The organism is Lacisediminihabitans changchengi, assembly GCF_016634425.1.
GTDB lineage: Bacteria > Actinomycetota > Actinomycetes > Actinomycetales > Microbacteriaceae > Lacisediminihabitans > Lacisediminihabitans changchengi.
The window spans coordinates 341,518-364,406 of sequence record NZ_JAEPES010000002.1 but is presented as its reverse complement, the minus strand read 5'-3'; the positions used below and the strand labels follow the sequence as shown (position 1 = coordinate 364,406).

The following is a 22,889-nucleotide window of genomic DNA, read 5'->3' as shown; positions in this document are numbered from 1 at the left end:
TGCCGGTCGTTCGAGGATGAGCGTCATGAGGGTTTCTGGGTCGTGAGCTGAAGTGCCGATACCCTAAGTAACCGATGCAGGTATTCAAGTATTCCGGCCCGGAGTTCAATCCCTTCGGCGACGACGTCCTCGTGACCGGAGGCGACCCCGGACCGTGGCCAGCGCCCCGCGCCTCCGCGCCGCTCGCCGCGGTGCTCTCGCTGCCCGGTTCGAAGTCGCTCACCAACCGCGAACTCGTGCTCTCGGCCCTGGCGGATGCGCCCTCCATTCTTCGCGCCCCATTGCACTCGCGCGACACGGCGCTGATGATTGAAGCTCTTCGCGCTCTCGGCACGTCGATCGTCGAAATACCCGGTGAGGGCGGTTTCGGCCCCGATCTGCTTATCACCCCCGCCGAGCTCGTCGGCGGAGTGTCGATCGACTGCGGCCTGGCCGGCACGGTGATGCGCTTCCTGCCGCCGGTCGCAGCGCTCGCCCTCGGACCGGTCGCCTTCGACGGCGACGAATCGGCCCGCAAGCGTCCGATGCGCACCACCGTCGACTCGCTGCGCGCGCTGGGAGTGGATGTCACCGACGATGGTCGAGGACTTCTCCCGTTCAGCCTCTACGGCACCGGGTCGGTGACCGGTGGTCTGATCGAGATCGATGCCTCCGCGTCGAGTCAATTCGTCTCCGGACTGTTGCTCGCGGGAGCCAGCTTCGACACCGGACTGGAGCTGCGCCACACCGGTGCCGAGCTCCCGAGCCTCGCGCACATCCGCATGACCATCGCCTGCCTCGCCCGCCGCGGCGTCACCGTCGAAAACCCCGAGCCCGGGGTGTGGATCGTGCCGGCCGGGCCGATCGCCGGTATCGAGGTCGACATCGAGCCCGATCTCTCCAACGCCGGGCCATTCCTCGGTGCCGCGCTGGTCGCTGGCGGTTCGGTGACCATCACCGGGTGGCCGGCGGAGACTACCCAGGTCGGCGACGAGCTGGCCGTCATCCTCGAGCGCATGGGCGCGGAGGTGAAGCGAGCGGAAGGGTCACTGACCGTCAGCGGCACGGGATCGATCCACGGCATCCGTCTCGATAATGCGAGCGAACTCGCCCCGACCATCGCCGCGATCGCGGCCCTCGCCGACAGCGAGACCGAGCTGACCGGCATCGCACACCTGCGCGGGCACGAGACGGACCGCCTGACCGCCCTCGCCACCGAAATCAACGCCATGGGCGGCGATGTGACCGAAACGGATGACGGCCTCATCATTCGCCCGGCCGCTCTCACCGGCGGACTCTGGCACAGCTACGAAGACCACCGCATGGCCACCGCCGGCGCGCTGATCGGCCTCGCCATCGACGGCGTCGAGGTCGACGACATCGCCACCACGGCAAAGACCCTCCCCCAGTTCGTGGAACTCTGGAACCGGATGCTCGGGCTCGGCTCCATAGACAAGACGCCGATCGAGCTGTTCTGATGAGTGAGGTCTGATGAGCTGGCTCGACGACACGGACGACGTCGACGACGACGACAAATACGCCGACTACGAGGCGCGCAATCGCCCGAACCCCAAGGGCAACCGCGCCCGCACCAAGACCCGTCCCGAGCACAGCGACGCCGTCACCGGCCGCGTGCTGACGGTGGATCGGGGACGCTACACGGTGCTGGTCGGCGAGGGCACTCCCGAGGAACACGAGGCCACGTCATCCCGCGCCAGTGAGTTGCGCAAGCAGCCCATCGTCACGGGAGACCGGGTCGACCTGGTGGGCGACACCAGCGGCGACGAGGGAACGCTCTCCCGGATCGTGCGGATCCAGCCGCGCACCACGGTGTTGAGGCGTAGCGCTGACGATTCGGACGAGGTCGAGCGCATCATCGTCGCGAATGCCGACCAGATGCTCATCGTGGTGGCAGCCGCCAACCCAGAGCCGCGCCCGCGGCTGGTCGACCGCTATCTCGTGGCCGCCTTTGACGCGGGGATCACGCCGATCCTCTGCATCACCAAGACCGACCTGGCCGACCCCACGGACTTTCTGGCGAACTTCAGCGGGCTCGAAATCCGCACGGTCACCAGCGGCCTCGACGCGACGCCCACCGAAGAGATCACCGACCTGCTCTCCGGCCACAGCACGGTCGCCGTCGGACACTCCGGCGTCGGCAAATCCACGCTGGTCAACGCCCTCGTTCCCGACGCGAATCGCGCCATCGGACGGGTCAACACTGTCACCGGGCGGGGCCGGCACACCTCGTCCTCGACCATCTCGTACCGGGTGGGAAACGATGGTTGGATCATCGACACCCCGGGCGTGCGGTCGTTCGGGCTCGGTCACGTCAACCCCGACAACATCCTGCGGGCCTTCACCGACCTCGCGGCCATCGCCGAGGACTGCCCGCGCGGCTGCACCCACCTGCCCGATGCTCCGGACTGCGCGCTCAACGAGCGGGTCAACGATGAAGACGAACTGGGTGAGGCGGGCAAGCAACGACTCGACTCCTTCCAGCGGATGCTCGCCTCGCTGACCGGCTGAGAAACCTCTGCCGTCACCTCACCCCGCTACCCTGGGCCGGTGACCGAACCTCTCGCTGACCCCACGCTCACCTCCGATCTCGCCCTCGCCCGCTCCCTGGCCGATATGGCAGACGAGATCTCGATGGACCGCTTTCGCGCGACCGACCTCGTCGTGACGACCAAGCCCGACATGACGCCGGTCTCGGATGCCGACCGGGCCGTCGAGACCGCGCTGCGTGCCGCGATCCTCGACTCCCGGCCCGGCGACGGCATCCTCGGCGAGGAGTTCGGCGTGGAGGGCGACACCCGCCGCCAGTGGATCCTCGACCCGATCGACGGGACCAAGAACTACGTGCGCGGCGTGCCCATCTGGGCGACCCTGATCTCGCTGGCCGTAGACGGCGTGCCGGTGCTCGGGGTGGTCAGCGCGCCCGCCCTCGGCAAGCGCTGGTGGGCGGCTACCGGGCTCGGTGCGTACGTCAACGACCGCCTCGGATCGCGCACCACGAATGAGGAGCGGCGCATCCATGTTTCCGGCGTGTCGGACATGGCGGATGCCTCCGCCAGTCTCAGCGGACTCTCCCGTTGGGTGGAGGCCGGCCGCCTCGACCAGCTGGTCGACCTGTCGAGCCGGGTCTGGCGCACCCGCGACTACGGCGACATGTGGCCGTACATGATGGTCGCCGAGGGGCAGCTCGAGATATCGGGAGAGTTCGATCTACAGGTCTATGACATGGCGGCACTGGCTCCGATCGTGCAGGAGGCCGGCGGAACCTTCACCTCGGTGGACGGCGAACCGGGCCCGTGGCACGGGTCGGCCCTTGCCACGAATGGGCTACTCCACGACGAGGCACTCCGCGCGCTGGGCGCGGCGTCGGGTGACGCGAACCGATAGGGTTGGTTCTGTCAGTCGCCACCCGCAACAAGGAGTACGTGCATGTCCGTCGCATTGGATAAGAGGCCGGTCCCGAAGTCGCTCGTCGGCCTCGTCTTCGTGCTCTTCTGGGTGATCGCCATCCTGCTCTGGTCGTTTAGCCACCTGCTGCCCACCATGGGCGGCCGTGGCTTCATGGTCGACATCGGAATCGTCTTGGCGAGCATCGCCCTCGCCACTCCCTCGTTGGGCACCCTGCGCGAACTGCGCACCGCCGCGATCATGGGAATCGTCGCAATCGCCCTGTTCGCGATCGGCGACCTGGCCCAGATCACCGTCATGGTGTACGCCCTGCGGGTGCTGGTGCCCTTCCTGGCACTGATGACGCCCGTCTACAAGCTCCTGAGCTTTCGGGTCTTCGCCTAGCAAGACCTCGGAACACAGAAAGGGCCGCCCCTCGGGGCGGCCCTTTCTGCATCTCAGGCAGTGTGCGATAGCGACCAGTTGGTGGAGATGGGGGGAATTGAACCCCCGTCCACTGCTGTGGTCATATGCCTTCTACGGGTGTAGCCAGTGAAAGCGTTCTACTCGGCCCCGGAATTTGCCACTGGCATCTAATCCGACGAGCCCAGTCCTAGTTCGAGTCCCGCGGTGCCCTAGGGCGTAACACCACAGCAATCTCTCTAAATTGCGCCAGGATCCGGTTAGAGAGCGTCCCCGGTCTGACGGACTTCATTAGTGCTCTTGCTTAGGCAGCGAGAGCGAAGTCAGCGCGGTTAGATTTCGCACTTATTGTTTGCAGACATCGTTTACGAGATAAGCCTGCATCCTCGACCCGCTTCTCACACTCACGCAGGCAATGTCGAAACCGATCATCCCCAAGCGCGGTCGGTGAAGACCGGGTCGCTATCGCACACTGTTGAGTTTCCAAAACCACGCGACGTGCACGCGGCTATTCAGCATAGAACATCAGGAACGGGATGCTGATTCCCTCCAGTATCACGCGAGCCGCCGACATCCGCTCTCCACACCGCCAACCACCACCGTGAGTTGCATGTTTTGGCTGCTTTGACGCGCTGAGAACAGCCAAAACATGCAACTCAGCGAGAGAGAGGGAGCGAGAAGGGGCAGCTAATCGCCGAGGTTGCGGCGGGCCGACATCGCCCGATCTGCCTCGCGGTTGTCCTGGCGCTCGCGCAGCGCCTGGCGCTTGTCGTACTCGCGCTTGCCCTTGGCCACCGCGATCTCAACCTTGGCCCGGCCGTCGCTGAAATAGATCTGCAGCGGCACGATCGTGTACCCGCCCTCTTTGACCTTGTTGTGGATCTTGAGGATCTGCGCCTTGTGCAGCAGCAGTTTGCGCTTGCGGCGGGGCGGATGATTGTTCCAGGTGCCCTGGTTGTACTCGGGGATGTGCACGGCATCCAGCCACGCCTCGCCGTTCTCGATGAACGCGTAGCCGTCGACCAGGGACGCCCGACCGGCCCGCAACGACTTCACCTCGGTGCCTGTCAGCGAGAGTCCCGCCTCATAGGTGTCTTCGATGGTGTAGTCGTGGCGCGCCTTGCGATTGGTGGCCACGATGTTCTGGCCACGTTCCCTGGGCACGATTCAACTCCTGGATGCTGTGCCCGGCGAGTCCGAGCAGCCCATCAGTCTATCCGTGCAGACGCCGATTCGCGAACGGATCTAGACCTTGAGGTAGCGCCCGATCGCCACGCTGGCCGAGGACGCCGCGAGCACCGCCCCCACCACCAGCAGGATCGGCACCACGATGAGTCCCTCGCCGAAGCCGATGAATGGGAACCCCTGCGATTGCTCGGCCAGATAGCCGCGCACGAAGAATTTGACGATCAGCACCACGGCGACGCTCGCCAGCACCGATCCGATCAGCGCGGCGATCACCCCCTCGAGGATGAACGGCGTCTGGATGAAGCGGTTCGAGGCACCGACCAGCCTCATGATTCCCAGCTCGCGCCGCCGCGAGAAGGCGGAGAGCCGGATGGTGGTGGCGATCAGCAGCACGGCAGCGACGAGCATCAGCACCGCGATGCCCACCGCCGTGAGGCTTGCCGCATTCAGGGCGCTGAAGATCGGGTCGAGGTATTTACGCTGGTCGACCACCTGTTCGACGCCCGCCAGACTCGAGAGGCTTTCGGAGATCACCGGTGCCTGCTGCGGGTCCTTGAGGCTGATCGAGTAGGTCTCCGGCAGGTCGGAGGGGGTGATGAAGTCGGAGCCGGTGGTGTCACCGAAGCTGGCCTTGTACTGCGCGTAGACCTGTTTGTGATTCTGGAAGCTCACCGACTTGATCAGATCGGCGAGCGCCGGGGTGTCGAGCTGGGTTTTGATCAGCTCTTTCTGGGCATCCGTCGCCTCGGTCAGCTTGCAGTTGCCGGTGGACGAATTGTCGGTGCAGAGGTAGACGGCCACCTGGGCGCGATCGTTCCAATAGCCCTTCATCTGGCCGATCTGAAACTGCAGCAGGATGGCGGCACCGACGAAGGTCAGCGAGATGAAGGTGACGAGAATCACCGAGACCACCATCGAGAAGTTACGCCGCAGGCCGTTGCCGACCTCGGACATGATCAGTCCGAATCTCATCGCGTCGCCTCCGACTGCCCGGCGATACCGATGTCGCCGTACCCCGGCTGTGCGCCGAATCTCTGGATCGGAACCGTCTGGGTCTGGTACCCGCCCTGACGCTCATCGCGCACCACCTGGCCGGCGACGAGCTCGATGACGCGGCGCTGCATCTGGTCGACGATGCCGGCATCGTGGGTGGCCATCAGCACGGTCGTTCCGCCCTTGCTGATGCGCTCGAGAAGGGTCATGATGCCCGCGCTGGTCGACGGGTCGAGGTTACCGGTCGGCTCATCGGCGAGCAGGATGGCCGGCTTGTTCACGATCGCGCGGGCGATGGCCACCCGCTGCTGCTCACCACCGGAGAGTTCGTGCGGGAGGCGGTTGGTCTTGCCGGCGAGTCCGACCATGCGCAACACATCCGGAACAGCTTCCTGGATGAAGCCCTTCGACTTGCCGATCACCTGGAGGGTGAACGCGACGTTGTCGAAGACCGACTTCTGCGGCAGCAGGCGGAAGTCTTGGAACACCACCCCGAGGTTGCGCCTGAAGTAGGGCACCTTGCGACTCGAGAGCTGCCCGAGGTTCTGCCCGAGCACGTGGATCTGGCCGCGGCTCGGAGTCTCCTCCTTGAGCACCAACCTGAGGAAGCTCGATTTGCCGCTGCCAGAGGCGCCGACGAGAAACACGAACTCCCCTCGGAGTATCTCGAGGGAGACCGCGTTGAGCGCCGGCCGTGCGTTGCTCTTATAGAGCTTGGTTACCTGGTCAAACCGAATCATGGCGAGAACGACCCTAAGCAATGACGCCCCGGAATCGGGGGCACGACAGGCCGCATCTCGACACTCACAGGAACGCGCTACCTGCTCGTAACCCCGCAGCTGACGGAGCGACAGAGTCGTGGCTGCGTGCCTAGTCCTTGTCGCGCTTGCGCCACTTTATTCCGGCGTTGATGAAGCCGTCGAGGTCGCCGTCGAACACCGCCGAGGGGTTGTTGACCTCGAAGTCGGTGCGGAGGTCTTTGACCATCTGGTACGGCGCCAAGACGTAGCTGCGCATCTGGTCGCCCCAGCTCGCGGTGATGTTGCCCGCGAGCTCCTTCTTCGCAGCGGCCTCCTGCTCGCGCTGCATGATCAGCAGCCGGCTCTGCAGCACGCGCATCGCCGCGGCGCGGTTCTGAATCTGGCTCTTCTCGTTCTGCATCGAGACGACGATGCCGGTCGGAAGGTGGGTGATGCGCACTGCCGAGTCGGTGGTGTTGACCGACTGGCCGCCGGGGCCGCTGGAGCGGAACACATCGACACGGATGTCGTTGTCGGGAACCTCGATCGCTCCGGCCTCCTCGATCAGCGGGATCACCTCCACCGCCGCAAAGCTGGTCTGACGCTTGCCCGCCGAGTTGAAGGGGCTCATTCGCACCAGGCGGTGTGTGCCGGCCTCGACGCCCAGCGTTCCGAAGGCGAAGGGTGCGTTGATCTCGAAGGTGGTCGACTTGATGCCGGCCTCCTCCGCGTAGCTTGTGTCCATGATCGTCGCGGGATACCCGTGCTGTTCGGCCCAGCGGAGGTACATGCGCTGCAGCATTTCCGCGAAGTCCGCAGCATCCACTCCCCCGGCTCCCGCACGGATGGTGATCACGGCGGGGTGGGAGTCCCACTCGCCGTTCAGCAGCGTCTGCACCTCGAGCTCGCCGAGCACCTTCTGAATGCTCTCCAGCTCGGTGCGCGCCTCGGCTGCGGCAGCGACATCCGCCTCTTCGTTGGCGAGCTCGACCATGATCTCGAGGTCGTCGAGTCGCGACTGGATGCTGTTCACCTTCGCGAGCTCGGCCTGTCGGTGGCTGAGCGCGCTCGTCACCTTCTGCGCCTTCTCGGTGTCGTCCCACAGGTCGGGCACGCCGGCCTGCTCGCTCAGGTCGGAGATCTCGGCGATGAGACGGTCGACACCGATGACGGAACGGATGTCCGCGAAGGTCGAGCGAAGGGAAGCGATCTGTTCAGAGAAATCGAGCTCGTCCATGTCGCGCTCAAGACTACCGGAGCGGGGCTGCGAGCTCGGCGGGGATAGCATCGAAGGGATGAGCGAGGCGCAGAATGACTTCAATTTCCGCTCCATCGTCCTCCCCGCGATCGCCCCCACGCTGCTGTTCTCCATCGGTGAGGGCGCGATCATCCCGATCATCCCCGTGGTCGCCGACAACCTCGGCGCGACGCTCGCGATCTCGGGCGTCATCGCCTCGATGATCCTGGTCGGGCAGCTCTTCGGCGACATTCCGAGCGGCTGGATCGTCGCGCACATCGGCGAGCGCAACGCCATGATCTACGCAGCACTGCTCTCGGTGGTCGGACTGATCACCGCACTGGTGGCGCCGAACCCGCTGGTTCTCGGTATCGGGATCTTCGCGATCGGGCTCTCTACGGCCGTCTTCGCTCTGGCCAGGCATGCCTTCATGACCAGCTTCGTGCCGATCCACTTTCGCGCCAGATCTCTGTCGACGCTCGGCGGCACGTTCCGGCTGGGGTACTTCATCGGACCGTTCATCAGCGCCGCGATCATCCATCTCACCGGGTCGACGCAGGCCGTGTTCTGGGTGCACATCGTGGGCTGCATCGGTGCCGCGATCCTGCTGTTCGTGCTCAAGGATCCAACCGAAGCGCTGGTGGAGAAGCGCATCGCCTCGCCGAACCGTGAGGGCGAGAAATTCGTCGCGGCCGAGAGCCACGGGCTGTTCCGCACCATCTGGAACAGCCGTGCCGTACTGCTGCGACTCGGCACGGGAGCTGGCCTGATCGGGGCGATGCGGGCGAGCCGCCAGGTGATCCTGCCGCTCTGGGCAGTCAGCATCGGCGTGCAAGACACCCAGACCGCGCTGGTGATCGGCATCGCCGGCGCCATCGATTTCGCTCTTTTCTACGCCAGCGGTCAGATCATGGATCGCTTCGGCCGGCTGTGGAGCGCCCTGCCCTCGATGATCGGGCTCGGCATCGGTCACCTTCTGCTCGCGTTCACTCACAACGTGCCCGGCGCCTTCGTGTGGTTCGTGATCGCCGCCTTCTTCATGTCGATCGCGAACGGCGTGGGCAGCGGCATCCTGATGACGTTGGGCGCTGACCTCGCCGACCAGCGCAACCCCGCGCCCTTCCTCGGCGCCTGGCGCTTCACCGGGGATTCCGGCGGTGCCGGAGCACCGCTCGCCCTCTCGGCTCTCACCGCCCTGGTGTCCATCGCCTTCGCGAGCGGAGTGATGGGTGTGCTCGGGCTGGTCGGCGCAGGCATCCTGCTGCGCTACGTTCCGCGGTACTCACCGCACACGCGCCGCCCGGCGTAGGGGTATCCGCTCCGGCTGCTCTGCGCGCGCCCCGCACTTCCGAAAAGACGGCCGCTCCGCTCAGTTCCGAAATGAAGGAAATTCTGTCTGGATGTCGGCGCGTCTGCGCCGACACTCCGCACTTGCTCGCGCATTACCTGCATTTCGGAAGTGCGGAAGTGCGGATGTCGGAAGTGCGGATGTCGGAAGGACGGATGTCGGAAGGACCGGATGTCGGAAGGACGGGATGTCGGCAGGCTCAGCGGCGGAAGAGCGCCAGCGCTAGGCGCGTCACGCGGTGGCGAAACAGGTCGGCAAGCGTGAGCTGCCCGCGGCAGACACGGATGAACAGGCGCGCCCCGACCACCGTGTAGCCGATCAGCCCATGAACGAGCCCGGGTCGGCGTTCGAACAGCCGAAGCACGCGCGACCCCGCCGCGATCTCGGGCTGCAGCTCTGCTCGCACCCGCTCGGCGTAGTCCTCCAGCGCCGTCGCATTCCCTCGGACAGCGGATGCCGCTGCCACGCCCGCCCAGCTTCCCGACCGGAGCGCGAAGGAGATCCCCTCGCGCGTGAACGGGTCGAGCAGCGCGGCGGCGTCGCCGACGACGATCACCGGTCCACGCCGCAGCGGGGAGTCGGCCGTGCGCCACTGGGCGAGGTGTCCACTGGCGCGGGCGACCTCGGCATCGGCCAGGTCGAGTTCGCCGACGTAGCGGTCGAGGTAACTGCGCGTCGCGTCCGGCGATCCTTTCGCCTGGATCACCCCGACCGTCAGCGTCTCCGTCTTGGGGAACATCCAGGCGTACGTTCCCGGCTCGCTCCCCCAGTCGAGGTAGACGCGATCATCCCAGCTCCGCCCGTCGGCCGGCCGCACGATCTCACGCTCGAGGGCGAGATCGATGCCGCCCGGAGTGACGCCGACATAGCGGCCGATGCGGCCGCCGGCGCCGTCCGCCCCGACGATGACGGAGCCGCGGATGTCGCCGACGTCGGTCGTCAGGGTCACGAGTTCTGCGGCATCCGTCTCGATCGCCCGCACAGCCACCCCGTCGGCGAACGTCACCCCAGCGGCGATCGCGGCGTCGACCAAGGCCTGGTCGAAGCGTTCGCGCTGCACCAGGCCGAGAAACGGCGACGGCGATCGATGGGTGTTGGCGGCGTGCCCGCGCAGCGTGAACGTGACGGAGGTGACCTGCTGCTCGATCGTCGCCCGAACGGATGCCGGAACATAATCGAGCGAGATGCCGATCAGTCCGCCGCCGCAGGTCTTGTAGCGCGGAAACTCGGACCGGTCGAGCAGCAGCACCCGTGCCCCGCGCTCGGCGGCGACACGCGCCGCGGATGAGCCGGCCGGCCCCGCGCCGACGACCACGACATCCCACTTGCCGTCGGTCAGGTCTTCGCGTTCCGTCACCGATTCAGGTTAACGCGGATCGCCCTCGCGTCGACCTCGCCGAATTGCACGTTGGAGTGGTTATTTCCGCTCCAGAACCACTCGAACGTGCAACTCACGTGGGGGGCGGAGTTTCCCGAGCGCGCCGCGCAGGCTACCCGCGGTCAGTGCAACACTGACCGGGCGAGCGCGGTCACCTCTAGCCGGATGCCCCGCGGCACGAAGGCAGCGACCACCGGCGGGCGCCAGTACGCGGAGAGCTCGACCGTTGCGCTGGAGCCGTCGACGCTCACCGCCCGATCCACATGCAGCTGGTCGAATCGCGCAATCGGCGCGACGGCGAGGTAGTCGTCGACGGCTTTTCTCACCTCAGGCGATTCCAACCTCGGCTTCGGCCCGGTCGCCGTCACATCGACACGGTCGAGGGCGAACGACTCGGCTCCGGCGAGCGCAGCGCCGTCCGCAACGGTGAACAACCGCTTGCGCTCGAGGTAGAGCGAGGTCGCCGCCACCACGAGCAGGATCAGCACCAGCGAGAGAAAGCCGTAGAAGATCATCAGCGGCAGGGTGGAGCCGTCGTCGTCTTTCCAGCGGTTTCTCATCGCGTGCCCCAGAACCGAGACACCTGCTCACTCGCGGTCGCCTCCAGCGGGACCTCGAGGGGCACCTGCACCGTGAGGGCGGGCGGCACGAGTGGCAGCGGTACCGAGACGGCGACCGTCACGCTGACCTGGCCGCGGCGGGTGAGACAGTCGGATGGATGCGGGGCGCAGCGAATGGCGACCCGGGCATCCGATCCGTTCAGCCCGTAATCGGCGAGGGCGAAATCCACGGCCCGCTGCGCCTCGGCCTGGGCGCGCGCGGTCGAGTCCGCCTGCACGAACACGCGCACGGCCTGCCGTGCGGCCCCCTCCGTTGCGAGTGCCGCGCCCTGCACCGCCGACATCGTGAGAACCAGGTAGACGACGGGCAGCAGCAGGATCAGTCCGGCCGTCACGAACTCGAGCGAGGCCGAGCCGGTGTCGGCGCCCGCCCGCTCAGCGATCCAGAGTCTCCAGCGCTGCATGCCCGCTCACCTCCAGCCCGCCATCGATCCCGACTAACCCGAATAACGGGAGCGGCGTGCGCACCGTGACGACGGTAGACGGATGTCCGAGGTACGCGCCGTACTCGGCCGTCACGTTTCGCGCATAGTCCGGCCCCAACGCCGCCGCGATGAGATCGCGCGAGCGCTGCACCCCATCCGCCAGCCCGTTGTCGGCCAGCGCCGCGTATCGCGCGCCCTCCGCTGCCGAGTCCAACACCGTGTTGCGGATGTGCAGCGCTAGCCCGAGCTGAAGTACCGACAGCGTCAGTACGGTGAGCAGTCCGGCGACCATCGCGAACTCGGCGGGTGCCGAGCCGCGGTCGTCGCGACGAACTGCCGACAGCATCAGAAGCCGGTGACCTTGTCGATCGCCTGCTGGAAGACGCTACTCAGCGCCGGACCGGCAAGAGCCCAGATGATGACGACGAGACCTGCGGTCATCAATGTGATCAACACCCACCCCGGCACATCCCCCCGATCGCCCTGCAGGCGAGCCGCCCATCCTCTGATCGTGTTCATGTGCATCCCCTCTCTAGAAACCCATTTGCAGCACGGCGATCCCGGGAAAGATCGCGAAAATCACGGTCATCGGCAGGATGAGAAAAACCAGGGGCACCATCATGGCGACCTCCTTTTTGCCGGCGACCTCGAGCAGTTCGCGCTTCGCGTCGTCGCGCGCATCTTGCGCCTGCGCCCGAAGCACCTCGGCTAGCGGCGTGCCGCGTTCGAGTGCCCCGGTGATGTGGTCGACCGCCCGCGACAACGGTGCCAACTGCAGGGCGGAGGCCAGACCGGTCAGCGACTCCGCCAGCGGGAGCCCGGTGTTGACCGCGGAGATCACCCGGGAGAGCTCCTGAGCGAGCTCGCCATGGCTCGCGCCGGCGACCCGACGAATGGCGTCGAGGATTCCCTCACCGGCGGAGAGGCTCAGCGTGAGAAACTCCAGCACGGTGGGCAGCTCCTCACGGATTCGTTCGACGCGCCTCTTCGCCGCGCGCTGCAGCAGATAGTCGCGGAGCACCACCCCGGCGACCGCTGCTCCGGCCACGATCAGCAGGTGGATCGCGAAGGGCAGACCACTGGTGCGAGCGAGCGCGATCGAGAGCAGCAGACCCAGCCCGGCCCCGCTGACACCCCAGACCAATTGCCGCGCCCGGAACTCGTCCACCGTCAGGCTGGTCCCGGACTGGCGCAAGCGCAGCTCGATCGTGGTCGGCCCACCGAGCAGCCGACCGAGCAGTGCTCGTGCCCGCCCGGTCAGGGGCGACAACAGCGCACCGACCACGGGAAGCGGCTCGACGCTGCGCCGGGCAAGGAGTTCGCGCGCACCCGGCGACACATCGACGAGGTACGGCGCCACCCGGTGGATGAGTCGCGGTCGGCTCAGGCGCGGCAGCATGCTCGCCAGCGACCACAGCCCGAGACCGAGCGACAGGCCGAGAAGGATGCTCCAGGCTGTCAGCGGCGTCAACTGAACCATCGGCGCTCCTCGGGGATGCGGCCGAGCCCGAGCATGACGCGATAGGCGATCACCGTGACGACCAGCCCGGCAACGATGATGGTCACCCCGCCCGGCGAGTTGTAGGCGCGAGCGGCCTCGGGGCGGGTGGCGAGCAGCAGCAGGATCACCCACGGTGCGGCAACGCCGAGTTTGGCCGCGTTCAGCACCCAGGACTGCCGGGCCTCGACCTCCGCGCGGATCGCCGCCTCCTGACGCAGGTAGGCCGCGAGGCCGCGGAGCACGGTGGTGAGCTCGCTGCCACCGACCTCCCGCGACATGCGCAGGGTCTCCAGAATCCGGTCGGCGACCGGGTCCGCCAGGCGACGCTTGAGGTCGTCGACGCACAGACCGAAGTTGCCGGTGGCCCGGTACTCCCGCTCGAAGGCGGCAAAGGCATCCCGAGTGGCGACCGGTCCCGAGTGCGCCAGGGTGACCAGGCTGTCGGGGAGCGCCAAGCCCGACCGCACCGCCGACACGAGGTGGTCGACGACGTCGGGCCAGAGCACCCGGGTGGCCCGGCGACGGGCTCGTGCCCGCCACGTGACGGCCATGGCCGGCAGCGCGAGCGCGACGAGCCCGGCGATGAGCGCGATCGCAGCCACCGGCACCAGCACAAAGCACAGTGCTGCTACGACAAGTGCGGCGATCACCGAGACGAGCACGAGGGCGGTGATGGAGACGGAGTGCAGCCCGGCCTGGGCGAGCCGCTCGCGGAGGCCCGCGGACATCCGCCCCTCCGGTCGAGCCTCGCGCCCTCGCCCCGCCGGCCAGACGACCGGCGAGACGACGAGCAGCAGCCCCAGTCCGAGCGTCACACCGAGTACGAGAATCATCCGAGACCCCCGGCGAGAATCGTGCTCGGGTCGAAGCCCGCGGCGCGGAACTTCGCCGCCTTGGTTGGATAGCTTCCGGTCGGCTCCAGCGCTCCCCGGGGCGAGGCGAAGATGGTGCTCGCCTCGATGACCCCGGCGGAGACCTGCCCGCTCGGCGCAACGATCTCGGTCACCCGTCGCCTGCCGCCGCGCGCGAGCTCGCAGTGCACGACGATGTCGATGGATGCCGCCACCGTCGGCACCACGAACGCAGCATCGATATTGCGCCCGGCCAGCAGCGGCAGCGTGCAGAGCTTGGCCAGCGCATCGCGAGCGCCGTTCGCGTGGATCGAACACATGCCGGGCAGCCCGCTGTTCAACGCGATCAGCAGGTCGAGCGACTCGGCCTCGCGTACCTCGCCGACAACGAGACGGTCGGGCCGCATGCGCAGGGCTTCTTTGATCAGGCGACGCAGGGTGATCTCCCCGGTGCCTTCGAGACTCGGCTGGCGGCACTGCATCGCCACCGTGTCGCGCGCGGTGAGATCGAGTTCGAAGGTCTCCTCGACCGTGATGATGCGCTCCCCCGGCCGCGCGGCGGAGAGCAGGGCGTTCAGCATGGTCGTCTTGCCGCTTTGGGTGGCGCCTGACACTAAAATGTTCTGCCCGGCCAACACGCACATCCGCAGAAACTCGGCCGACTGCTGCGTCAGCGACCCGAGCGCGACCAGACGTTGCAGATCCCTGATGCGCGCGGCGAACTTACGGATGTTGACCGACCACGACTTCTGGGTCACGTCGGGGATGACGACGTGGAGTCGGCTCCCGTCGGGCAGGGACGCGTCAACGAACGGTGACGACAGGTCCACCCGACGACCGGATGACTGCAGCATCCGCTCGACCAGGTCCCGCACCTCGGAGTCGGTCAACTCCACTCGCGTCAGCTCCGACACCCCGTTGCGAGCGATGAACACACGGTCTGGACGGTTTATCCAGATCTCCTCGACCTCGACGTCGTCGAAGTACGGTTGGAGGGCGCCGAAGCCGGTGATCGATGCGACGATCTCTCGCGCGGCCTGGTTCTCGTCGGCGAGCATCGGCAGACTGCCCGACAGGGCGCGCTCGCTGTAGCTGCGCACGGCGTCCCGCACATAGCGGTCGGTGAGCGAGCGGTCACGCCCGAGGTCGACACCGTCGCGGCGCACGCGCTCACGCACCTGCTCGGTGATGAGGGTGACCGCCTGCGACATGCGAACAGTGTGCGCGATCCGCCGAAAGTGCGTCGCGAGTTATCCACAGGGACCGCCGCGCTACGCCCCCACCCGCGTGTCTTCGGGCAGTACCACCGGCTCGGGTCCGCGACGCAGTGCCTTGCGCAGCCTGCGCGTCGACCGCAACAGCACCAGCGCCGGCATCCCGACCGCGAGTGCCACGGTGCCCGACCAACTGCGGTCGAACCGGCCAAGCGCGCGCTTGCGGTCCCAGGCGCGACGCAGCTTGCCGCCGGTCTCGCCGCGCGGCAGAACGGGAGTCGGCAGGCCCACCGTTGCGCGCTGTTCGAGCAGCTCTCGCACCTGGGCGACCCAGTCATCCGCCGCCGCGCCGTGGAAGTAGTTCTGCTCGAGCCAGGCCGCGTGAGGCTGGTGAAATCGCGCCGACACGAGGTCGTCCGACCCGCCGAACAGTCCGCTGCCCTCGAAGACCGTGTTGATCAGACTGTGACGGATGCCGAAGTCGTCGAGGATCAGAACCGGGCACCCGAGCGCGATGGCCTCGATCGACGCGGTGGAACTAACCGTGACGAGACCGCCCGCCGCGGCGAGATGAGCACCCATGGCACCGCCCTCGACGACCAGATTGTCGGGGGCCGGTGGATCGAGTTCACCGATCAGATCGGCGTAGTCGTGAGTCTCCGCGTGGGTCTGCTGCTCGCCGTGCACCGCCCGCACCTTGACCACGACACGGCGTGACGGATGCCGACGCGCCGACTCCGCGAGCCAGCCCAGCAGGGAGAGGCGCTCACTCTTGCTCGCCGGCACCTTGGCCTGGGCCGCGAAGATGATGTCGCCGGAGTCTGAGCGCGGTCCGGCCGGGGTCGGCATGAACGGAAGGCTGGCCAGACCGAAGCGCTGATCGATGTGCATGCGCTCGGCCAGGGCCGAGAACTCCGTGATCTCACGCCGCGAATGCACGACGAACAGGTCGGCCTGCGCGCGGTGCGCGATCGCCATGCGCGTTGCCGGGATCGAGATGCCGGGCAGTCCGGTCACGATCACCGGACGGTTCGGGCAGGCGCCGAGGATGGCACGAACCACCACCTTGACCAGCGGGCCGCGCACCGACAGCAGCACGACATCCGGATTGCTCTTGGCGACGCGGACCGCCAGCGCGGCGAGGTCGATCACCGCGGGTCGACCGATCGTGCGCGAGGCGGTGGCGAGCGCGGCGGTGAGCTGGTCGGAGCTCGGCAGCACCGGGCTCGCCAGCACCACCATCCGCCGGTCCCACCCGGCGGGGGCGTGGGCGAGCAGCGCGGCACCCCACTTGACGTAGGAGTCCGAATCCGCGACGGCGAGGATCCGAACCGGATCGGTCATGCCGGCACGCGACGGAGCTTCGCCAGGGGCGCCAACTCCCCCGGGTAGATGCGCTTCTCGCCGTCGCCGAGCGCTTCGCCGACAATCCGGATGTCCGTCACCAGGTGCGCGAAAGCATCAGGCTCGAGCGACGCGGCGTGGTCACTGCCCCACATCGCCCGGTCGAGGGTGATGTGACGCTCCACGACGGTGGCGCCCAGCGCTACGGCCGCGACGGAGATCTGCAGGCCGGTCTCGTGGCCCGAGTAGCCGATCGGGATCTCGGGGTAGCGCTCCTGCAGCGTGGAGATCATCCGCAGGTTCGCCTCCTCGGGCGGCAGCGGGTAGGTGGACGTCGCGTGCAAGATGATCAGCTTGCTCGGGTCGAAGACTGCAACGGCCGCGTCGATCTGCTCCAGCGTCGACATGCCGGTCGACAGGATGATCGGCTTGCCGGTCGCGGCGAGCGCCCGCAGCATCCCGAGGTCGGTCACCGAGGCGGAGGCCACCTTGTGAGCGACGACGTTGAGGTCTTCGAGGAAGTCGACGGAGGGCTCGTCCCACGGGGAGGCGAACCAGTCGAGCCCGCGGAGGGTGGCGTAGTCGCCGATCTCCACGTACTGCTCGCGGCTGAACTCGACGCGGTAGCGGTAGTCGAGATAGGTCATGGTGCCCCACGGGGTCTCCCGCGGGGTGCTCTTCATGTGCTCCGGCGTCGAGATCTCCGGCGTGCGCTTCTGGAACTTCACTGCCTGCGCGCCGGCGTCTGCCGCCACGTCGATGAGCTGCATCGCGAGGTCGACATCGCCGTTGTGGTTGAGCCCGATCTCGCCGATCACGTAGACCGGCTGGCCCGCTCCGATTGTCGATCGTCCAATTGTGACGGTCATGCTGTCCACCCTTCGTAACTGTTTCTGTGGTCGTGGAGGCTCATCGTGCGAACGACCACTGGGTCGAGCAGCGGTGCCATCGAGTCGGCGAGAGCCAATTCGTCTTCGGTGTCGATCTCGATGGCGGTGCGCTCGTCGACGAGCGCAACCCCCACACGACCGAAAAAGCGGAACGAGTTCTGGCGAAACCCGCCTGCGCGCATCACGTAGAACGCGCCGGTCTCGCGATATTCGGGAGTGCGATCCTGGCGGCGCTGCCGGAAGGCCGCATCGTGGTTCACCCCGCGCGCCCCGCCCGGCGCGAGTCGCCAGAGGAAGGCGTGGCTCTCGATCGCAGAGAAGACGACGTCTTCCCCTCCATTGAGAACGCGGTCGATGGCCTCGTCGAGGGCATCCACGTCGATGAACGGTGACGTGGCCTGGATGAAGACGAGCACGTCCGGATCTGTGGGCAACTCATCGAGCACGTGCAGCAGTGCAGACTCCGAGGTCGCGTGATCGGTGGCGAGAGCGGCGGGGCGTCCGAAGACCTCGGCGCCGGCATCGGTCGCGACCGCGCCGATGAACGGGTCGTCAGTGCTGACGATCACGCGATCGACGAACCGACTGGCCCGTGCGGATGCCACGGCTCGCGCCACCAGAGCGACCCCGCCGACCGTGCGCAGGTTCTTGCCCGGCACACCCTTCGACCCTCCGCGCGCGGGGATCACGGCGACGACGCTCATGACTTGCCTCTCGATCTCATGGCTTCGGTTCGAAGCCATTCCGGAGAGACTAAGTACGCTCGGCGGCAGTGTCGCCAACGCCGAATGAACGGATGGTGTCCGGCATCCGTCCGCTCGGAGACGGCTGCGGCGATAGCGTGGAATCGTGACCGCTCTTGAGACGATGCCTCCCGCACTCCGCGCCCGCCGGGCCTGGAGCGCCCTCGTGCTCGGCGTTGTCGCGCAGACCGCCGGCACCGTCTTCGTCTCGACGCCAGCGTTCCTCATCCCTCTGCTGCACACCGAGCGCGGCCTGTCGCTCGCCCAGGCCGGCCTGCTCGCAGCGACCCCGACCATGGGAATGGTGCTCACCCTGGTGCTCTGGGGGGCGCTCGCGGATCGCGTCGGCGAGAAATGGGTTATCGCCGGCGGGCTCGCGCTCACCGCACTAGCTACCGTCGGCGCGATCACCGCGCACGGGTATCTGGAGCTCGGCGTCTTCCTGCTGCTCGGTGGGGCGGCATCCGCCAGCACCAACTCCGCGAGCGGCAAGGTCGTGGTCGGCTGGTTCGCCAAGGAGCGTCGCGGTCTTGCCATGGGCATCCGACAGATGTGTCAGCCGCTGGGTGTGACCGTCGCTGCGCTGACTGTGCCGACGATCGCCGCAACCGAGGGGATCGCGGCGGCGTTCGTCATTCCGCTGGCGCTCACCGCCCTTCTTGCCGTGCTCTGCGCAATCTTCGTCGTGAATCCGCCGCGGGGGTCCGCGCCGGCGGCGACCGGTCCGGCCGCCAATCCCTACCGGGGGAGCGGATTCCTCTGGCGCATCCACCTCGTCTCGATCCTGCTCGTCGTTCCCCAGTTCACCCTCTCCACGTTCGGGCTGGTCTGGCTGGTGACGCAGCTGCAGTGGACGCCGCTGGCCGCGGGAATCCTGGTCGGCATCGCGCAGTTCCTCGGGGCGGTCGGCCGAATCGGGGTCGGCGTGCTGAGCGATCGGGTCGGCAGCCGCGTCGGACCGCTGCGCTGGGTCGCCCTGTCCGCGGTCGCGGTCATGCTGCTGCTCGGGGCGAGTGGGGCCGCAGGGTGGCAGGCTGGGGCGCTGGTGCTGCTCATCGCCATGACCGTCACGGTCGCCGACAACGGGCTCGCCTTCACCTCGGTCGCAGAGATGTCGGGAGCGCGGTGGTCTGGCCGTGCGCTCGGCATCCAGAACACCGGCCAGTTCGTGGCGGCCTCGGCGGTCGGCCCGCTTGTCGGCGGCCTGATCGCCATCGTCGGCTATCCCCTGGCATTCCTCATCGTCGCGCTGTTCCCCGCGATCGCGGTGCCGATCGTGCCGGCACGCAGCGCCGAGGTCGACCGGCTCTGAGCCGCTCTCCCATACAATAGATCGCTCCCCGCGGGAGTGGTGAAATTGGTATACACGCAGGATTTAGGTTCCTGTGCCGCAAGGCGTGAGGGTTCGAGTCCCTTCTCCCGCACAGATGTGCTCTCCGGCTCCCAGAGTCATGGCGCTACCCTGAGCTAGCACCTCTACGGGCTAACACACGACTGGAGTACTCCGCTTTGCAGCCTTCCGCCCTCCTCCCCTGGCTCGACCCGAACCATCTGATCACCGGCGCCGGCCCGTGGGCTCTCCTCGTGGTCTGCGCGATCATCTTCGCCGAAACCGGCCTGCTGATCGGTTTCGTCTTCCCCGGTGACACGCTCTTGCTGATCACCGGGCTGCTGACATTCCGCCACGTCATCGACGTCCCGATCATCTGGGTGGCTTTGGCGATCGGACTCGCGGCCTTCCTCGGTGGCGAGGCGGGCTATTACATCGGCAAGAAGAGCGGGCCGGCCATCTTCGAACGCAAAGAGGATGGCCTGATCAGCATGGCCAGCGTGCGCCGCACCAACGAATTCTTCGCCAAGTACGGCGGACTTGCGGTCATCATCGCGCGCTTCGTCCCAGTGGTGCGCACCTTCGCCCCGATCGCCGCGGGCGTGGGCAAGATGAACTACCGCAAGTACTCCCTCTACAACGCCATCGGCGCATTCATCTGGGGCGCCGGCGTCACCATCATCGGTTTCGTGCTCGGCAACGTGAAGCCGGTCGCCGACTTCGTGATCAAGTACATCGACGTCGTACTGATCGCGGTCGTGCTGCTCACCCTGATTCCCGTGCTGATCCACTACTTGCAGGGCCGGATCCGCGCCCGCAGGGAACGGGATGCTGCAGACCCCAGCTAGCTCGACCCGAGCCGCTTCTCGATCCGCACCACCGCATCGTGTGATGCACGACGCACCTCCTTCTCGGAGTCCTGCAGGAGCGCGATCAGGCGGTCGCGAACCTCGAGTCCGGCGACAGCACCAAGGGCACGGGCCGCGGCGACGCGCACCCGGGCGACCTCGTCGTCGAGAAGCGCGAGCAGGGCATCCGTCTCTGGCAGCAGGCGGGTGAAGACGACGCGCGCCGACATCTCGCGCACCCGCCAGGCCTGATCGGCGAGTCCGCGATGCACAGCGGATGCCGCAGAGTCGTCCCAGACGAAGGTGAGCGCCCGCGCACCCCAGACCTCCGGCCAGTACAGGGGCGGAGCCCCGTCGAGCACGCCCTGTGCGTGTCGGCCGCCCACCCAGAGCAGAAACTCCTCGCCCTCGTTCTCGCCGCGCAGCAGGGAGGCGGCGCGCTCGGCTACCGCCTTCTCGCCATAGAGGGCGACGGCGGCCGCGATACGGTCTCCGGGGCTGTCGTCGAGGGGAACGGGGCTGGTGTTATCAGAAGTCATAGCGCCATCAACCCTAAGCGGTCGTCAGCCCGTCACCGTGAGCACGATCAGACCCACGTTGAGCGCAGCGATGACAACGACGATCGCGGTCAGCACGATCGTGATCAGTCGAGAGTTCACGTAGTCGCCCATCACGCGGCGATCACCCGTCAGGCGAAGCAGCGGAACGAGCACGAACGGGATGCCGAAACTCAGAAACACTTGGCTGACCACCAGCGCCTGAGTGGGGTCGACGCCGATGCCGAGGATGAGCAGCGCCGGGATCAGAGTCACCGAGCGACGCACGTACACCGGGATGCGACGCTTCAGTAGGCCCGCCATGATGGTTCCGCCCGCATAACTTCCGACGGATGTCGAGGCCAGCCCCGAGGCCAGCAGGCCGATCGCGAACACCAGCGCGATTCCCGGGCCGAGGCTGCTGCCGATTGCCCGGTAGGCGCCGTCGATCGTGTCTGTGCTGCCGACGCCGCGCAGATTGACCGCGGCGAGCAGCAGCATGCCGATGTTGACCACGCCAGCGAGGGCGAGAGCGATGCCGACATCCCACTTGGTCGCGCGGAGCAGCCGACGCCGCCCCGTGTCGCCGACGGCTTTGCCGTGCCGGTCGCGGGCGAGCGCCGAGTGTACGTAGATCGCGTGCGGCATCACCGTGGCACCCAGCATGCTCGCCGCGATCAGCACCGAGTCGGTGCCCTCGAACCGCGGGACCAGGCCGCCGAGCACCTCGATCCCGTCGGGCGGCGTGATGAACAGTCCGGCGAGGAATCCGATCGCGATTATCGCGAGCAGTCCGAAGATCACGCTCTCGAACGGACGCTGACCGAACCGGCTCTGCACCAGCAGCAACGCCATCGACACGGCTCCGACGATCACACCGCCGACCAGCAGTGGCAGGCCGAACAACAGGTTGAGGGCGATCGCGCCGCCGATGACCTCGGCGAGGTCGGTCGCCGCTGCGACGATCTCCGCCTGCAGCCAGAACAACCTGCGCGGCGCCGGGCTCAGGCGTTCGCCCAGGAGCTCCGGCACGCTCTTGCCGCTCACCAGACCGAGCTTCGCCGACTGGTATTGAACGAGCGCGGCGATGAGGTTCGCCGCGACAAGCACCCAGACCAACAGGTACCCATAGCGGGCGCCCCCCGACAGGTTTGCCGCGACGTTTCCCGGGTCGACGTAGGCGATCGCCGCGACGAAGGCGGGGCCGAGCAGGAAGAGCCCGCGCAGTGTCGGCCGCGGAGTCTTCGCGGCGACGAGCGCGGGCGCGGCCCTGGTCATCCGAGCAGCCGCTCCCGCACGATCGGCATGATCGCCTCGAACGCCTGCGCGCGGTGGCTGACGGCGTTCTTCTCGTCAGCGGTCAGTTCCGCCGCCGAGACGCTGTATCCCGCCGGCTTGAAGATCGGGTCGTAACCGAAGCCACCACCGCCGACCGCCTCGTCGAGCACCGTGCCCGGCCAGATGCCCAGTTCGACGTGCTCGTACCCGTCAGGCAGCACCAGCGCCGCGGCGCAGACGAACTCGGCGCTGCGGTCATCCGCCCCCACGAGGTTGCGCAGAAGAAGCTCGAGGTTCTCGACATCGTCGCGGATCGGACGCCCGTTCAGCTGCGCATACCGCGCCGAGTGGATGCCGGGGGCGCCCCCCAGCGCGGCCGCCGAAATGCCGGAATCGTCGGCAATCGCCGGTAGCCCGGTGAACTCCGCCGCCGCCCGCGCCTTGATCAGGGCGTTCGCGGCGAAGGTGTCGCCGTCTTCGACCGGCTCCGGCCCGTCGTAGCCGATCAGCTCGATGCCATCGAGGCGTGACCCGAGGATTCTGCGCAGCTCCTCCACTTTGTGGGCGTTATGGGTTGCCAGAACTAATTGCGCGGTCATCCTCCGAGATTACCGGCGC

General features: G+C 67.3%; 25 protein-coding genes, 1 tRNA gene and 1 other RNA gene. 8 read left to right on the top strand and 19 right to left on the bottom strand.

Features of this window, described 5'->3' with window-relative positions; genetic code table 11:
* Window positions 1-74 precede the first annotated feature (74 nt).
* Genes aroA through IV501_RS07220 form a run of 4 tightly spaced genes read left to right on the top strand, consistent with a single transcriptional unit; the run spans window position 75 to window position 3,789 of the window.
* Window positions 75-1,457, top strand: a complete 1,383-nt coding sequence (gene aroA / locus IV501_RS07235) for a 3-phosphoshikimate 1-carboxyvinyltransferase (protein WP_200555772.1) — start codon at window positions 75-77, stop codon at window positions 1,455-1,457.
* Between the two features lie 13 nt (window positions 1,458-1,470).
* The gene (rsgA, locus tag IV501_RS07230; protein ID WP_200555771.1) at window positions 1,471-2,508 is read left to right on the top strand and encodes a ribosome small subunit-dependent GTPase A; all 1,038 of its coding nucleotides are present in this window, start codon (window positions 1,471-1,473) and stop codon (window positions 2,506-2,508) included.
* 39 nt (window positions 2,509-2,547) lie between these two features.
* Entirely contained in the window at window positions 2,548-3,384 is an 837-nt protein-coding gene (locus IV501_RS07225) for an inositol monophosphatase family protein (RefSeq protein ID WP_200555770.1), read from the top strand.
* A 42-nt stretch (window positions 3,385-3,426) separates the two neighbouring features.
* Complete coding sequence (locus tag IV501_RS07220) at window positions 3,427-3,789, top strand: hypothetical protein (protein ID WP_200555769.1); 363 nt, start codon at window positions 3,427-3,429, stop codon at window positions 3,787-3,789.
* A gap of 79 nt (window positions 3,790-3,868) precedes the next feature.
* Here the strand turns inward: IV501_RS07220 and ssrA are convergent.
* The 5 genes from ssrA to prfB all read right to left on the bottom strand — a co-directional run bounded on the left by ssrA (window position 3,869) and on the right by prfB (window position 7,965).
* Window positions 3,869-4,243: a transfer-messenger RNA gene (gene ssrA / locus IV501_RS07215) on the bottom strand.
* Between the two features lie 251 nt (window positions 4,244-4,494).
* The gene (smpB, locus tag IV501_RS07210) at window positions 4,495-4,971 is read right to left on the bottom strand and encodes an SsrA-binding protein SmpB (protein WP_200555768.1); all 477 of its coding nucleotides are present in this window, start codon (window positions 4,969-4,971) and stop codon (window positions 4,495-4,497) included.
* A gap of 81 nt (window positions 4,972-5,052) precedes the next feature.
* Window positions 5,053-5,967 carry a permease-like cell division protein FtsX gene (gene ftsX / locus IV501_RS07205; protein ID WP_200555767.1) on the bottom strand — a complete coding sequence of 305 codons (915 nt, stop codon included), beginning with the start codon at window positions 5,965-5,967 and terminating at the stop codon, window positions 5,053-5,055.
* Window positions 5,964-6,728, bottom strand: coding sequence for a cell division ATP-binding protein FtsE (ftsE, locus tag IV501_RS07200; RefSeq protein ID WP_200555766.1), 765 nt, complete (start codon window positions 6,726-6,728; stop codon window positions 5,964-5,966). Before ftsE ends, ftsX begins: the two co-directional genes overlap by 4 nt.
* A gap of 130 nt (window positions 6,729-6,858) precedes the next feature.
* The gene (gene prfB / locus IV501_RS07195) at window positions 6,859-7,965 is read right to left on the bottom strand and encodes a peptide chain release factor 2 (protein ID WP_200555765.1); all 1,107 of its coding nucleotides are present in this window, start codon (window positions 7,963-7,965) and stop codon (window positions 6,859-6,861) included.
* 58 nt (window positions 7,966-8,023) lie between these two features.
* Between prfB and IV501_RS07190 the strand changes: the two genes are divergently transcribed.
* Window positions 8,024-9,274, top strand: coding sequence for an MFS transporter (locus IV501_RS07190; protein WP_200555764.1), 1,251 nt, complete (start codon window positions 8,024-8,026; stop codon window positions 9,272-9,274).
* A gap of 238 nt (window positions 9,275-9,512) precedes the next feature.
* On the opposite strand, the gene IV501_RS07185 is transcribed toward IV501_RS07190, so the two are convergent.
* From IV501_RS07185 to IV501_RS07135, 11 genes are all read right to left on the bottom strand, one after another.
* A complete protein-coding gene (locus tag IV501_RS07185; RefSeq protein WP_200555763.1) occupies window positions 9,513-10,670 on the bottom strand; it encodes a geranylgeranyl reductase family protein in 1,158 nt (385 codons plus the stop codon).
* 143 nt (window positions 10,671-10,813) lie between these two features.
* On the bottom strand, window positions 10,814-11,251 hold the full coding sequence (locus tag IV501_RS07180) for a pilus assembly protein TadG-related protein (protein WP_200555762.1): 438 nt from the start codon (window positions 11,249-11,251) through the stop codon (window positions 10,814-10,816).
* The gene (locus IV501_RS07175; RefSeq protein WP_200555761.1) at window positions 11,248-11,715 is read right to left on the bottom strand and encodes a hypothetical protein; all 468 of its coding nucleotides are present in this window, start codon (window positions 11,713-11,715) and stop codon (window positions 11,248-11,250) included. Before IV501_RS07175 ends, IV501_RS07180 begins: the two co-directional genes overlap by 4 nt.
* Window positions 11,687-12,082, bottom strand: a complete 396-nt coding sequence (locus tag IV501_RS07170; protein ID WP_200555760.1) for a TadE/TadG family type IV pilus assembly protein — start codon at window positions 12,080-12,082, stop codon at window positions 11,687-11,689. The genes IV501_RS07175 and IV501_RS07170 overlap by 29 nt, the downstream gene beginning before the upstream one ends.
* Window positions 12,082-12,255, bottom strand: a complete 174-nt coding sequence (locus IV501_RS07165) for a hypothetical protein (protein ID WP_307812224.1) — start codon at window positions 12,253-12,255, stop codon at window positions 12,082-12,084. The genes IV501_RS07170 and IV501_RS07165 overlap by 1 nt, the downstream gene beginning before the upstream one ends.
* 13 nt (window positions 12,256-12,268) lie before the next feature.
* Complete coding sequence (locus tag IV501_RS07160; RefSeq protein ID WP_234698350.1) at window positions 12,269-13,216, bottom strand: type II secretion system F family protein; 948 nt, start codon at window positions 13,214-13,216, stop codon at window positions 12,269-12,271.
* A complete protein-coding gene (locus tag IV501_RS07155) occupies window positions 13,204-14,070 on the bottom strand; it encodes a type II secretion system F family protein (RefSeq protein ID WP_200555758.1) in 867 nt (288 codons plus the stop codon). The genes IV501_RS07160 and IV501_RS07155 overlap by 13 nt, the downstream gene beginning before the upstream one ends.
* Window positions 14,067-15,299 (bottom strand): TadA family conjugal transfer-associated ATPase, encoded by a 1,233-nt coding sequence (locus IV501_RS07150; RefSeq protein ID WP_200555757.1) that lies wholly within the window; start codon window positions 15,297-15,299, stop codon window positions 14,067-14,069. The genes IV501_RS07155 and IV501_RS07150 overlap by 4 nt, the downstream gene beginning before the upstream one ends.
* A gap of 60 nt (window positions 15,300-15,359) precedes the next feature.
* On the bottom strand, window positions 15,360-16,646 hold the full coding sequence (locus tag IV501_RS07145) for a DUF6716 putative glycosyltransferase (RefSeq protein WP_200555756.1): 1,287 nt from the start codon (window positions 16,644-16,646) through the stop codon (window positions 15,360-15,362).
* Window positions 16,643-17,515 carry an N-acetylneuraminate synthase family protein gene (locus tag IV501_RS07140; RefSeq protein WP_200555755.1) on the bottom strand — a complete coding sequence of 291 codons (873 nt, stop codon included), beginning with the start codon at window positions 17,513-17,515 and terminating at the stop codon, window positions 16,643-16,645. Before IV501_RS07140 ends, IV501_RS07145 begins: the two co-directional genes overlap by 4 nt.
* Window positions 17,512-18,240: an acylneuraminate cytidylyltransferase family protein gene (locus tag IV501_RS07135; protein WP_234698349.1), complete on the bottom strand. Its 729-nt coding sequence runs from the start codon at window positions 18,238-18,240 to the stop codon at window positions 17,512-17,514. Before IV501_RS07135 ends, IV501_RS07140 begins: the two co-directional genes overlap by 4 nt.
* A gap of 163 nt (window positions 18,241-18,403) precedes the next feature.
* Here IV501_RS07135 and IV501_RS07130 point away from each other — a divergent pair, with 163 nt between their 5' ends.
* From IV501_RS07130 to IV501_RS07120, 3 genes are all read left to right on the top strand, one after another.
* Entirely contained in the window at window positions 18,404-19,591 is a 1,188-nt protein-coding gene (locus tag IV501_RS07130) for an MFS transporter (RefSeq protein WP_200556139.1), read from the top strand.
* Between the two features lie 30 nt (window positions 19,592-19,621).
* Window positions 19,622-19,703: transfer RNA gene (locus IV501_RS07125), tRNA-Leu, on the top strand.
* Window positions 19,704-19,788: 85 nt separating this feature from the next.
* Complete coding sequence (locus IV501_RS07120; protein ID WP_200555753.1) at window positions 19,789-20,457, top strand: DedA family protein; 669 nt, start codon at window positions 19,789-19,791, stop codon at window positions 20,455-20,457.
* Here IV501_RS07120 and IV501_RS07115 read toward each other — a convergent pair.
* Genes IV501_RS07115 through rdgB form a run of 3 tightly spaced genes read right to left on the bottom strand, consistent with a single transcriptional unit; the run spans window position 20,454 to window position 22,870 of the window.
* Window positions 20,454-20,996 (bottom strand): HEAT repeat domain-containing protein, encoded by a 543-nt coding sequence (locus IV501_RS07115; RefSeq protein ID WP_200555752.1) that lies wholly within the window; start codon window positions 20,994-20,996, stop codon window positions 20,454-20,456. The two genes, IV501_RS07120 and IV501_RS07115, sit on opposite strands and share 4 nt — an antisense overlap.
* A gap of 24 nt (window positions 20,997-21,020) precedes the next feature.
* Window positions 21,021-22,271, bottom strand: coding sequence for an Nramp family divalent metal transporter (locus IV501_RS07110; RefSeq protein WP_200555751.1), 1,251 nt, complete (start codon window positions 22,269-22,271; stop codon window positions 21,021-21,023).
* The gene (gene rdgB / locus IV501_RS07105; protein ID WP_200555750.1) at window positions 22,268-22,870 is read right to left on the bottom strand and encodes an RdgB/HAM1 family non-canonical purine NTP pyrophosphatase; all 603 of its coding nucleotides are present in this window, start codon (window positions 22,868-22,870) and stop codon (window positions 22,268-22,270) included. Before rdgB ends, IV501_RS07110 begins: the two co-directional genes overlap by 4 nt.
* Between the last annotated feature and the right edge of the window lie 19 nt (window positions 22,871-22,889).